This window comes from Halorarius halobius (genome assembly GCF_024298865.1).
Taxonomy (GTDB): Archaea; Halobacteriota; Halobacteria; order Halobacteriales; family Haloarculaceae; genus Halorarius; species Halorarius halobius.
In genome coordinates this window covers 3,392,148-3,404,498 of the sequence record NZ_CP101161.1, presented here as the reverse complement: position 1 = coordinate 3,404,498, position 12,351 = coordinate 3,392,148, and the positions used below count along the sequence as shown (strand labels likewise).

The window sequence follows — 12,351 nt, the reverse complement described above, 5'->3', positions numbered from 1 at the left end:
CTCGGCGGGCGTCAGTCGGCCGCCTCCCCGCCGAGGCGACGCATCTCGCCTGCCAGTCGGTCGAGGTCCGTCTCCGCCCGCGAGATGCGCGCCGCGAGGAGCGTCAGGCCGCCCGAGACGAGAAATGCGCCCGCGAACGACGTGAGATACAGCGGGTCGGGCGCGGGCAACAGCGGGCCGACGACGGGGACCGCGGTGATGTACCCCCGGAGGTCCGGGAAGTACGCCAGCCCGACCGCGAGTCCCGCGAGACTGCTCAGGAGGGCGCCGCGGCCGGTCAGCGACCGCGAGTAGAGCCCCGCCACCAGCGGGACGGCGACGGCCGCCCCGAGCAGGTCCGCGAGGAAGAACAGCCGGAGAACGCTCCGTGCCCGGAGGCTGACGTAGACGGCCGCCAGCGCGACGACGGCCGTGAACACGCGGGCGCCGACCGCGAGCGCGCGGTCGCTCCGGCCGCTGGCGACCCGCGCCAGGTCGACGGTGACGAGACTCGACAGCGCGTTGAACAGCGTGTCGACCGAACTGGCGACCAGCACCACCGCAAGCAGGACGACCCCGACGACGAGCGCGTCGGGGAACGCGGTGTCGAGAAGCAGGAAGAAGGCGACGTCGGCGTTGTAGCCGGCGCTCGTGGGGTCGGTGACGACGTCCGTCGCGCCGACGGCGACGACGCCGAACAGCGCCGCCAGCAGGACGACCAGGCCGTTCGTGACCGCGGCGTTGCGGAAGCCGCGGGCCACGGTGCCGCTGGACGCACCGGCGTACACCCGTTGCCACCACGTCTGGTTGAGGAGTTCGGCGCCGAGGATGGCGAACGCCAGCGCGAGGCCGAACTGGAAGCCGGCGGCGCTCGTCGGGTCGAGCAGTCGGGGGTTCGCGGCGGCGACGCCCGCGTGGACGGCGTCGGCGCCCCCGAGCGCCACGACGGCGCCGACGAACGCGACGACCAGAAGCGGGAGGACGACGAGCGCCTGCACGGTGTCGGTGACGATGCTCGCCCGGAGGCCGCCGTAGCCCGTGTACAGGAGGACGATGCCGCCGACGGCCAGTGCGGTTTGCCACTCGGGGACGCCGGCCACGAGCGCGAGCGCGCCCGCGATGCCGGTCAACTCGGCGGCGAGGAAGACGAACATGTAGAGGGCGCTCACCGCGAGCACGAACAGGTACATCGCGCGGCCGTAGCGGGCGTGGGCGTACTCGGTCAGCGAGTGGCCCCGCGGCAACAGCTCGCGGATTCGCGGCCCGAGCTTCGCGTACGCGAGCATCGGCACCGCTTCGCCGACGGCGTAGCCGAGCACTGCGGCGAGCCCGAACCCGGCGCCGGCCTCCGGTGCGGAGAACAGTATCCAGACGCCCATCACGGAGGCGACGAGCGTCGCGGTGAGTCGCCGCTCGCCCGTCGAGTTGCGGGCGACGAGCAGGTCCTCGACCGAACCCACGCGGCCCCGCGAGTAGGCGACGCCCAGCGCCGCGAACGCCACGAGCGTCGCCACCGTGAGCCCGAGAGCGACGCCGGCGCTCACCACGGGCGGTCACCTCCTGCCGGGTCGAGCGCGGGGTCGTACGCCGCCTCGAAGAACGCGGCCTCCAGTTCGACCGTCCGGACGAACAGCCGCTCGATGCGCCGCTGTCGGCGCTGGCTCGCGGCCGCGCCCTCGCGGTCGAGTTCCGCCCGGAGCCAGGCCACGAACTCGCGGAAGTCGTCGACGGCGTGGAGGTCGACCCACTCCGCGAAATAGAACCGGTCGGGCGGCTTCTCGATGGCCGTCGCCCACGCGCGGTACACCCATTCGGCCGGCACGAGCACCGCCAGCGTCTCGGCGTAGCCACCCTCTCGGGCGGCCCGCTCCAGCAGGTCGCGGAAGGCGGCGGTCGTCGGCGCCACCTCCGGGTCGCCGTACGTCGATTCGGACACGCCGAGCGTCTCGAACGCCCGCTCGAAGTAGTCGTTCTCGTCGCCGGTGAGCGTGGCGAGGAACCCCGCGAGCCGCGATTTCGCGTCCATCGTCGGCGCCTGCCCGACGGCGTGCCCGAACGCGCCGACGCCCGTCTCCAGGAAGGCGTAGTCCTGCACGAGATAGCGGCGGAACACCTCCTCGGAGAGGTCGCCGCCCCCGAGTTCGCGGACGAACCGGTGGGTCGTCGCCTCGGTCCAGCCCGGCTCCGAGCGGGCCCGGAGCCAGTCGGTGAAGCGGGCGTCCTCGCGGTCGTCGGCGTACGCCGCGAACGTGCCGGCCGCGTCGGTCACAGCGGCCACCCCTCCTGCGTCCAGGCGGCGTCCCAGAACAGGTACTCGTAGCGAGCGGAGGTGCGGAACCGCTCGCGGTAGCGTTCCCTGTCGGCCTGCGAGGCGTCGGCGGCCACCTCGTCCATGAGCTCCTTGCACCACTCCGTCAGCTCGGTGAACTCGTCGCCGGCGTACATCTCGACCCACGCGGCGTACTGCTCGTGGTCGGGCGTGCCGGCGGCCGCGAGTCGCTTCCCGGTCTCGTTGAACCCCCACATGCAGGGGAGCAACGCCGCCACGAGGTCGCCGAACGACTCCGTCGCGGCGGTGCGCACGAGGAAGTCCGTGTACGCCTGCGTCGTGGGCGACGGGCCGGTCGCCTCCAACTCCGTCTCGGAGATGTCGAACTCCGCGGCGTACGACCGGTGGAGGTCCCTCTCCGTGTTGACGGTCGCGTCCAGGAGGTCGGCGAACCGGGCAAGCCGGTCGAGGTCCGGCGCCCGTGCCGCGCCGAACGCGAACAGGCGGCCGTACTCGATGAGGTAGACGTAGTCCTGCCGGACCCAGTACCGGAACGGCTCCGGGTCGAGCGTCCCCTCGCCGAGCCGCTGGACCATCGGATGCTCGACGATGGCCGTCCAGTAGTCGTCGGCCTCGTCGGCTATCGCGTCGGTGAACGCCATACCGGCCCGTCGGCGAGGCGGTCAAAAAGTGTTATGACTGAATTGTATAACTGGATTATTACCGGTCAGTCCTCGCCTTCGAGCATCCAGCCGAACCGCTTCTCCCAGAACTCCTCGCCGCGGGGTTTCTTCGACCGGCCGTACGTCTTCTCGTCGCGTATCTGCCGCTCGAGCGCCTCCCTGGCGTCGTTGAGCGCCTGGCTCGCACCGTACCCCTCGCCGGAGGCGATGAACAGGCCGCGGTCGGTGTGGAGGCGGACGCGGGCGTAGATGAGCGGCGTCCCGCGGTGCTTCTCGTCGTGTTCGTGGAGGTGTATCTTCGCGTCGATGACGCTCATGTCGCCGTCGCGGTCGTCGAACCCGTCGACCATCGCCACGATGTCGTCGTAGCTCACGTCGTCGACGAGGTCGATGCCGTACACCTGGACCGAGCGGTTGCCGCCGGCTTCCCAGGTGAGCGACTCGAGGGCGTCGGTGGTCGTGACGATGCCGAACGGGGTCCCGTTCTCGGTGACGACCAGCGACGAGCCGCCGAACTCGAACATCGCCTCGACGGCGGCCTCGAGCGTCGCGTCCGGGTGGATGGTCCGCACCGGCGACACCATCAGGTCGGCCACCGGCAGGTCCAGCATCCGTGCGAGTTCGCCTTCGCGGGCGCCGAACCCGCCGTGCGTGCGACCGGTGCTCGCGGACAGTTCGCCGCCAGCCGGGTCGGTGCCGCCGGCCTTCCCGCCCTGGCTCCGTGAACTCGCCCGCACCGTGAGGCCGGCCACGTCGTACAGGCTGAGGATGCCGACCGCGTCGTCGCCCTCGACGACTGGCAGGTGGGTGATGTGGTGCTCCCTGAACACGTTGAGCGCCTCGCCGAGCGTGGCGTCCGGCGGGACGGTGACGAGGTCGCGGCTGGCGGCCTCCGCGACCGTCGCGGCGTCGAGGAACGGCTGGACCGCCTCCAGCACGTCGTCGGCCGTGACGACGCCGGTCAACTGCGCCCCCTCGAACACGGGGAGCAGTTGCGAGTCGCTGTCTATCATCAGTCGGGCCACCTCGCGGACGTCCTCGTTCGGCGCGAGCCGGGGGACGTGCCAGACCAGCGAGCCTAGCTTCTCGCCGGGCTGGTGGTGTGAGGTGGCGAGCTGTCGTCGCGTGACGACGCCCTTGAACTCGTCGCCGCGCACGACGACGCCTCTGACGCTCGGGTCGTCGAAGACGCCCGCGAGCTTCGAGACGGGCTGGTCGGGGGCGAACTCCACGTAGTCCTGTGAGACGATGTTTGCGATGTCCATGGGTGAGAGGGTCGCGTCGGGTGGCCGCACGGCCCGCGGTTCGCACGGCCGACAACTGAGCGTTCGTCGCCGGGGCGCACGTAGTCACCGCCGGATTTCAGATGGTGGGAACCGGCGGCGTCGGTTTTCACCCTGGCGCCCGTACCGCCGGGCACCCGGGCTGGCGGTCGCCGGGCGGACGTCCGGGGTCCGGGCCGGCGATGGTCAGTACGGCGGTGATTCGCTCTCGATGACGCTAGCGAGGTTGTCGAGTTCGTCGGTCAGCAACACGAGGAGGTCATCGAGGGTGACGATGCCCGCGACGTTCCCCTCGTCGTCGACGACGGGCATCCGGCGGACGGTGTTGTCGTGCATCGCCCGCGTCGCCTCGAACACGCCCTCGGTCGCCGTGACCGTCGCCGGCGACTCCGTCATCACGTCACCGGCCGTCGTCGTCTTCGGGTCGCGCCGCGGTTCCAGCACCTCGACCACGAGGTCGCGGTCGGTGACGATACCGACCGGCTTCCGCTCGTCGGTGATGACGACGCTCCCTACCTCCTCCTCGCTCATCACCGTCGCGAGGTTGCCGGCTGTCTGGGCCCGTGACGCTGTCACTACGTCGGTTCGTGCGACGTCGGAAACTGGCATGTCGACCGTCCGCTCGACGGCCATCCGCAAGGGTATACGCCGGCTACCCGGGGCCGACAGTCGGCCGGCGGCGACAAGCCGACGTTACCGGGCCGCGACGAGGGTGCGGACCGGACCCGGAACCGTGCCGTGCCACGGTTTATACGCCCGGTGCGTGAACCGGGGGTATGGCAATTCGGCTCCCGAGCGAAATCGTCGTCGAGGAGGTGTTGCCGACGCTCCGGGTCCGCCTCGCGGATGAACTGACGGCCCGTGGGCTGACCCAACAGGAGATTGCCGACCACCTCGGCGTCACGCAGGCGGCGGTGTCGAAGTACGTCGGCGGCGACACGCCGACCGAGCCCCGCATCGCCGACCACCCGCGGACGGAGGCGACCGTCGAGCGCGTGGCCGCGGGTCTCGCGTCCGGCGAGATGGACGGCTACGAGGCCCTCGCCGATGTGCTGGAGCTGATTCGCGAGTTCGAGGACCGCGGCCCAATCTGCGAGTTACACGAGGAGGCGATGCCGGAACTGCAGGGGCTGGGCTGTGACCTCTGTGTCCGCGGGCACGACCCCGCGGTCAGCGCCGAACGCGAGGTGCTGGCGGGCGTCCGCGACGCCACGCGGCGGCTGGCGCGGACGCCCGGAATGGCCGCGTTCGTCCCGAGCGTCGGCACCAACGTCGGCGCGGCACTGCCCGACGCCGCGGACGCGGCCGACGTGGCCGCGATTCCCGGTCGCGTGTACGTCGTCGGCGGCCGGGTGGAGGTGCCCGCCAACCCGGAGTTCGGCGCGTCCGAGCACGTCGCCACCGTCCTGCTGGCGGCGATGGCCGTCGACCCGGAGGTGCGGGGCGCGCTCAACCTCGCCACCGACGACGCGCTCCTCGAAGCGGCCCGCGACCGCGGCATCGAGCCGCTGGAGTTCGACGCCGACTACGAGCGCCGCGGCCAGCGGCTCCGCGAGCAGTTCCGGCAACGCGGGTCGGTTCCACGGGTCGTGTTCCATCGCGGCGCGTTCGGCATCGAGCCCATCACCTACGTGCTGGGCGAGACGCCCGAGACGGCCGCACGACTGGCGGCGGAACTGGTCGCGGACGCCCGCTGACTCACGCGGGTTCGAGCCGCATCGCCCACCCGGAGAGGACGCCGACCGCCACGAGCAGGACGACGCCGCCCGCGAGCATCGGCAGGTTCAGCGACTGGCCGGCGTCCTGGACGATGCCGACCACCATGATGGCGAGTCCGACCACTATCCCGCCGACCGTCAGCCAGAACGGCACCGCGTCGTCAGCCATGCGTGGCGTGTTGCCACGACGCATGATAAATGTGCCCCCGGTGGTGAGGGGTCACTCCAACTCGTTGCGGTAGTACCGCTCGAACTCGGTGGCGGCCGCGCGCTTCGAGATGTCGCGCAGGTACCCGTGGTAGTGGCCGGTCCGACCGGTGGCGAATCCCGCGATGAACGCGGCCCGCAGGCGGTCCGTCTCGGCGGTGTCTGCGTCGCCGAGGGTCGGTTCGTCAGGCTGTGGGTCGGGGTCGGCCATGTCGGCTCTCTCTCGGTGGTGACGTTAGGGTTGTTCCCGGGTACAGGTCGCTTACGGGCGGAGGCGCCAGCCGGGGGTGCCGAAAGCGGGTTCTACCCCGTCGACGGGCCGGCGAACGAACGTTTCGATTTATCAGCATCAGTCGCACCGGTAGCATCGTGGCGTCCGACTGCCAGTCCGACCGGGTGCCGTCGAGAGCCGCGCGCCTCCTCGCGGTCGGACTGGTGGCCGCCGTCGCGCTCACGACCGCCTCGGTCGTCGTCGCCCAACAGGAAGAGGGAACGGTCGTCGGCCGGCCGAGTCTGGAGCTGTCAGTTCCCGACAACCGCGTGGTCGCGGGCAACCGGGTGGCGCTCGACGTCTACGTCGCCAACGGGGGCGACCTCGACGTCGGCGGGCCGCCAGCGTTCGAACAGCGGGTGACGACGGCCCGGAACGTGCGTCTGCGAATCGACGAGGCTCGCCTCGACGACGCGCTCGCGGACGCCATCGACGTGCGCACCGGGAGCATCGTCGTCGGCTCCGTCCCCGAGGGGGTGGCCGGCCCGGTGACGTTCTCCATCGACGTGAACGAGTCGCTCGCCGCCGGCGAGTACGAGATTCCCGTCGAACTCGGCTACGACTACACCGCCCTCGTCGAGTACGACGGCACCACGGCCGACCGGTTCGTCGACTTCACCGAACAGCGGACCGAGACGGTCACGCTCGTCGTTGACGAGCGGGCGCGGTTCGACGTCGAGGCCGCCTCAGCAGGGGTCGTCGCCGCCGGCGACTCGCGCCGGTACGCCGTGACGGTGACGAACGTCGGAAACAGCACGGCCACCGACGCCGCCGTCACCGTCCGGACGGGCAACTCCTCGCTGTTCTTCACCAACCGAAGCACGCTCAGGACCTCGCATACGGCGTTCATCGACCGGCTCGCGCCGGGCGAATCGCGCCGCATCGCGTTCCGCATCGGCGCCCGCCAGGGAACCCCGCCCGGCGTCAACGCGCTGGCGGCGAGGATACGCTACACGGACCCGAACGGCATCGAGGAGACGACCGACCCGTTCGTCGTCGGCGTGCCCGTCGGCGCCGAGCGGACGTTCGCCCTCCAGAACGTCTCGTCGACCCTTCGGGTCGGCGCTACCGGCACGGTCCGTGGCGAACTCGTCAACACCGGCGGGTCGACAGTCACCGACGGGACGCTCAGGGTCGTCTCCGAGAGCCCGACCGTCGAGCCGCGAGAGGTGGCGATTCCGGTCGGGTCGCTCGACCCCGGCGAGGTCGTCCCCGTCTCGTTCCGTGCGGACGTGGCCAACGGGACCGACCCGGGCGCCAGACGGCTCTCCGTCCAGTTGGAGTACCGCGACGACGAGGGCGACGCCCACCGGAGCGACCGGCTGGCTACGCGTGTTCGCGTCGCGCCCGAGCAGTCGTTCGCCGTCCGGAATCTCACCGGGTCGCTCCAGGCGGGCGAACGCGGCGTCGTCAGCGGCCGCCTCGTCAACACCGGTCCCGGCCGCGTCGACGACGCCGTCGTCGTACTCGACGAGTCCGGCGACGCACTCCGCCCCGTGGAGACGACGGCCGCGGTCGGGTCGCTCGAACCGGGTGAGTCGACCGAGTTCTCGTTTCGCGTCGACGCCGGGGCGGCGGCCGACCCCGGCGCGCGGCCGCTCTCGGTCCGCGTCCGCTACCGCGACGCGAACGACGACCGGCGCCGGAGCGCCCCCATCGACGGCTCCGTGACGGTGGCCCGCGAGCAGTCGTTCGCGGTGCGGAACGTGACCGACACGCTCCGGGCCGACGGGACCGGTCTCGTTCGTGGACGGCTCGTCAACACCGGCCCGGCGTCCGTGGACAACGCCGTCGTGGTGCTCGGGGACGCGAACGGCACGGCGACGCTTCGTCCCCGGGAAACCGAGGTCGCCGTGGGGTCGCTCGCCCCCGGCGAGACCGCCCCGTTCTCGTTTCGCATCGACGCCGACAACCGGACCGACTCGGGGGACAGACAGCTCTCCGTCAGGGTCCGCTATCGCGGCCGTGGCGACGAACGTCGGACGAGCGACCCGCTCGACCTCCGGGTGAGCGTCGCCCCCGAGCGGACGTTCGGCGTGCGGAACGTCTCGGGGTCGCTTCGCGTCGGCGAGATGGGCACCGTCCGGGGCGTCGTCGTCAACACCGGCGACGTGGCCGTGGGGAACGCGAGCGTGGTCGTGGCGTCGGGAAGCCCGGCCCTCGACCCTCGGGTACGCGAGGTGGCAGTCGGTCGGCTCCCGCCGGGCGAGGCGACATCGTTCGCAGTCGGCGTCGACGTGGCCAACCGCACCGATGCGGGTCCCCGTCGGCTGTCGTTCCGGGTCCGCTACCGCGACCGGACCGGAGCGGTCCGGACGGGCGACACGCTCGACACGCGGGTCACGGTCGCGCCCGAACCCACGTTTGCGCTCCGTGACGTGACCGACACGCTCCGCGTGGGCGAGACGGGCACCGTCCGGGGCGTCGTCGTCAACACCGGCCCGGCGGCCGTCGAGGGCGTCGTGGTGGTGCTCCGGTCGACGGGACCCACGCTCGACCCACGGGCGACCGAGTACGCCGTCGGCCGGCTCGCGCCCGGCGAGACGTCACCGTTCGCGTTCAGCATCGACGTGAGCAACCGCACGAGCGCCGGTCCCCGACCAATCTCGGCCCGGGTCCGATACCGGGGACGAAGCGAGAGTCGCCGGCTGAGCGACCCGCTGGACGCCCGCGTGAGCGTCGCGCGGGCGGCCGACGAGTTCCGTATCGAACCGCTCGCGGCCCGTGTCGAAGTCGACGGGCGGACCGTCCTCGTGTTGCGTGTGCGGAACCTGCGCAACGAGACGTTCGCCGACGTGCGGGCGCGACTGGGCGTCTCGGAGCCGCTTGAGACCGACGACGCCACGTCGTTCGTTCCGCGACTCGGCGTGAACCAGTCGGTGCGCATCCGGTTCGACCTGAGCACGACCAACGACGCCATCCCGAAAACCGACAGCGTCGCCGTCACGTTCAGCTACACCGACGAGTCGGGCACCCGGCAACGCTCCGACCCCTACTTCGTCGCGGTCAGCGTCGTCCGTCCCGAGTCGCCGTTCCCGCTGGTCCCCGCGGCCGCCGTCGCTATCGCGGTGGCGCTCGCCGCGGTCTGGTGGTGGCGTCGCCGCCGGTGACGGGCCGCCGAGGTCACCCGAGGTCTGCACGCTCGAACAGTTCGGCGCTCACGACGACGAGGGCGACGGCGGCGACGAGGAGATACGCGGTCCCCGCCCAGTCGACGTCGGCGTCGACGAGTATCTCGGCGGTGTCGAAGTAGCGCGAGAAGGCCATGTCGCCGAGCCACTCGTAGTCGGTGTCGAACGTCGCGGCGTCGACGAGGAACATGGCGAACACGCCGCCGGCACCGACCGTCTGGGCGCGACGCGCCGAGTCGAACGACACCGACGCGACCATGCCGAGACCCGCACACGCGAGCAGGTACGGAACCGACAGCGCGTGCAGGGTGGCGAGGTCGACCAGCGAAACGTCCTCGCCGATGAACGCCGTGCCGTAGTAGGTTCCCGCAAACAACACGGCGTTCACCGCGGCGATGCTCGGTACGAGCGAGAGGTACTTGCCGACGAGCACGCGAGTCCGTGACACCGGGTTCGCCAACAGCGGCCCGATCGACCCGTTCTCGACCTCGCTTGCTACCGTCGAAGCGGCGGCGTACGCGAAGTACATCCCGAGCACGAGCAGGAACACGAACTGGTACATCTCGCTGGCGAGGAACCCCTCGATGGTCGTGTACGACGAGGCTTCGCCCACGAAGGCGCGTTGAATCTCGGGCGGCAGGTTCTCGATGTACGACTCGATGTCGACCGCCGCCTCCTTTATCGACGGGAATATCGCAAGCACGAGCGCCGCGTACGCGAGCAACGCCACCGAGAAGTACAGCGTTCCGCGGACGCGCCGCCGGACCTCGAAGGCGGTTATCTCAAACATCGCCGTCCCCGTCGGGGGGGTGCTCGTCCGGGTCGGGCGTCGTCGACGGCTGTTCATCGGGTGTGAACGCCTCGCCCGGCCCGTAGAAGTGGATGAACACGTCCTCCAGCGAGGTCTGTCGAATCTCGAGGTCGCGGATGGTGAACGCCGCGAGTCGCTCGACGAGACCGTTGTAGTTGTCCGTGACGATGAGCGTGTACCGGCCGTCCGTGTCGACCGTCGCCTGCGGGACACCCGCGATATCGAACACCGACGGGTCCGGTGACTCCGCGAACGTCGCCGTGACGACCTTCCCGCTTTTCGCCAGAAGGCTATCGATCTCCTCGAGCGTGACCAGTTCGGCGTCGCGGATGATGGCGACCCGGTCACAGACGCGTCGGACCTCGCTGAGGATGTGCGAGGAGAAGAACACGGTGACCCCTGCGGCCTGCTCCGCGTCGATGAGTTCGTAGAACTCGTTTTGCAGGAGGGGGTCCAGCCCCCGCGTGGGTTCGTCCATGATGACCAGCTCCGGGTCGTGCATGAACGCCTGTACGATGGCGAGCTTCTGGCGGTTGCCGCTGGAGTACTCCGCTATCTTCCGTGACTCGGGAATCGGAAAGCGGTCGAGCAGTTCGTCGCGTCGCTCGTCGCCCTTCAGGCGGCCGAAGTAATCGAGGAGTCGCTCGCCGGTGATACGGTCGTAGAACGTCACGTCGCCGGGAATGTAGCCGATATCGCGTTTCGCTTCGAGAAGCCCTGCCCGTTCGGTGACGTCGTGGCCGAGCAGGCGGGCGTCCCCCCGGGTCGGCGTGAGCAGGCCGAGCATCGTCAGTATCGCCGTGCTCTTGCCCGCACCGTTCGGTCCGAGGAAGCCGAACACCTCGCCGCGCTCGACCTCGAGCGTCAGGTCCACGATGCCCGGCACCTCGCCGTAGTACTTCGTCAACCCCTCGAGGGAGATGGCTGTCGAGGCGCTCACCCCCGTACGTTGATTGTTATCGGGCTTAACTCCTCGACACGGTCGTTCGGCTCTCGCTCGGCGCTAGTCGTCACCGGCGAGGAACGATTCGAGACCCGCCTCCAGTGTCATCTCCGGCTCGTACCCCAACTGCTCGCGCGCCTTCGAGATGTCGGCGACGGAGCGGTCCACGTCGCCCTCGCGGGCGTCGGTGTAGACGATCTCCGAGTCCGACTCCGTCACCGCCCGGACCGTCTCGGCCAGCTCCGCGATGCTCGTTTCGGTGCCGGTGCCGACGTTGAACGCCTCGCCGACGCGGTCGGTGGTCGCCGCCAGTAGGTTCGCGTCCACCACGTCCGAGACGTGGACGAAATCCCGGGTCTGCGAGCCGTCGCCGTCGACGGTCAGCGGCTCGCCTCGGCGGGCCTGGTCGGCGAAGATGCTGATGACGCCGCCGTAGTCGCCCGCCCGTTGTCCCGGCCCGTACACGTTGAAGTAGCGGAGGGCGACGGTGTCGAGCCCGTAGAGGTCGTTGTACCGGCGGGCGTACAGATCCACGGTGGCCTTGTCGATGCCGTACGGCGAGGCGGGCTGGATGGGGTGGGCCTCGTCGATGGGCGTGTACGCCGGCTGGCCGTAGATCGCGCTACTCGACGCGAGCACGACCCTGACGTCGTGTCGGCGCGCGAGTTCCAGCAGTTGGAGCGTCGCGTCCGTGTTGACCCCGTGGCTCCGCCGCGGCTCCTCGACCGACCGGCCGGCAGAGACCACCGCCGCGAGATGGAAGGCGACGTCGACTGAGGAAAGCGCCCGGTCCATCGCCTCCTCGTCGCGGACGTCAGCGTCCACGAGGTCTGCGTCGTCGGGCACGTCCTCGCGCGAGTGGGTGCTCAGATGGTCGAGCACCGTCACCGACGCGCCCCGGTTCAGCAGTTCCGCCGTGAGGTGCCCGCCGATGAACCCCGCGCCGCCGGTGACGAGCGCCGACTGGCCCGCCAACTCTCCGTTCACACGAGACCGGTAGTCGCCCTCGGTTGTATAGCTGTCTCCGAGCGGTGGCGACTGCCGACCGGACGTCAA

General features: G+C 70.5%; 12 protein-coding genes. 2 read left to right on the top strand and 10 right to left on the bottom strand.

Annotated elements, in window-relative coordinates; all coding sequences use genetic code 11:
• Positions 1 to 11: 11 nt before the first annotated feature.
• The 5 genes from NL112_RS17985 to NL112_RS17965 form a co-directional block, all read right to left on the bottom strand.
• Positions 12 to 1,526: a sodium:solute symporter family transporter gene (locus NL112_RS17985; protein ID WP_255150227.1), complete on the bottom strand. Its 1,515-nt coding sequence runs from the start codon at positions 1,524 to 1,526 to the stop codon at positions 12 to 14.
• Positions 1,520 to 2,248 (bottom strand): TenA family protein, encoded by a 729-nt coding sequence (locus NL112_RS17980; protein WP_255150226.1) that lies wholly within the window; start codon positions 2,246 to 2,248, stop codon positions 1,520 to 1,522. The genes NL112_RS17985 and NL112_RS17980 overlap by 7 nt, the downstream gene beginning before the upstream one ends.
• Positions 2,245 to 2,910 (bottom strand): thiaminase II, encoded by a 666-nt coding sequence (tenA, locus tag NL112_RS17975; protein WP_255150225.1) that lies wholly within the window; start codon positions 2,908 to 2,910, stop codon positions 2,245 to 2,247. Before tenA ends, NL112_RS17980 begins: the two co-directional genes overlap by 4 nt.
• 65 nt (positions 2,911 to 2,975) lie before the next feature.
• Positions 2,976 to 4,196, bottom strand: coding sequence for a CBS domain-containing protein (locus NL112_RS17970; protein WP_255150224.1), 1,221 nt, complete (start codon positions 4,194 to 4,196; stop codon positions 2,976 to 2,978).
• A gap of 204 nt (positions 4,197 to 4,400) precedes the next feature.
• Positions 4,401 to 4,823 carry a CBS domain-containing protein gene (locus NL112_RS17965; RefSeq protein WP_255150223.1) on the bottom strand — a complete coding sequence of 141 codons (423 nt, stop codon included), beginning with the start codon at positions 4,821 to 4,823 and terminating at the stop codon, positions 4,401 to 4,403.
• Between the two features lie 167 nt (positions 4,824 to 4,990).
• Here NL112_RS17965 and NL112_RS17960 point away from each other — a divergent pair, with 167 nt between their 5' ends.
• Positions 4,991 to 5,911 carry a thiamine-phosphate synthase family protein gene (locus NL112_RS17960; protein WP_255150222.1) on the top strand — a complete coding sequence of 307 codons (921 nt, stop codon included), beginning with the start codon at positions 4,991 to 4,993 and terminating at the stop codon, positions 5,909 to 5,911.
• A gap of 1 nt (position 5,912) precedes the next feature.
• On the opposite strand, the gene NL112_RS17955 is transcribed toward NL112_RS17960, so the two are convergent.
• Together NL112_RS17955 and NL112_RS17950 are read right to left on the bottom strand one after the other, a co-directional pair.
• Positions 5,913 to 6,101, bottom strand: a complete 189-nt coding sequence (locus NL112_RS17955) for a hypothetical protein (protein ID WP_255150221.1) — start codon at positions 6,099 to 6,101, stop codon at positions 5,913 to 5,915.
• A 51-nt stretch (positions 6,102 to 6,152) separates the two neighbouring features.
• Entirely contained in the window at positions 6,153 to 6,350 is a 198-nt protein-coding gene (locus NL112_RS17950) for a hypothetical protein (protein ID WP_255150220.1), read from the bottom strand.
• Between the two features lie 158 nt (positions 6,351 to 6,508).
• Between NL112_RS17950 and NL112_RS17945 the strand changes: the two genes are divergently transcribed.
• The gene (locus NL112_RS17945) at positions 6,509 to 9,520 is read left to right on the top strand and encodes a COG1361 S-layer family protein (protein WP_255150219.1); all 3,012 of its coding nucleotides are present in this window, start codon (positions 6,509 to 6,511) and stop codon (positions 9,518 to 9,520) included.
• A 13-nt stretch (positions 9,521 to 9,533) separates the two neighbouring features.
• Here the strand turns inward: NL112_RS17945 and NL112_RS17940 are convergent, their stop codons facing one another.
• From NL112_RS17940 to NL112_RS17930, 3 genes are all read right to left on the bottom strand, one after another.
• Positions 9,534 to 10,331 (bottom strand): ABC transporter permease, encoded by a 798-nt coding sequence (locus NL112_RS17940; protein WP_255150218.1) that lies wholly within the window; start codon positions 10,329 to 10,331, stop codon positions 9,534 to 9,536.
• On the bottom strand, positions 10,324 to 11,292 hold the full coding sequence (locus NL112_RS17935; protein ID WP_255150217.1) for an ABC transporter ATP-binding protein: 969 nt from the start codon (positions 11,290 to 11,292) through the stop codon (positions 10,324 to 10,326). The genes NL112_RS17940 and NL112_RS17935 overlap by 8 nt, the downstream gene beginning before the upstream one ends.
• Positions 11,293 to 11,355: 63 nt before the next feature.
• On the bottom strand, positions 11,356 to 12,282 hold the full coding sequence (locus tag NL112_RS17930; protein WP_255150216.1) for an NAD-dependent epimerase/dehydratase family protein: 927 nt from the start codon (positions 12,280 to 12,282) through the stop codon (positions 11,356 to 11,358).
• Between the last annotated feature and the right edge of the window lie 69 nt (positions 12,283 to 12,351).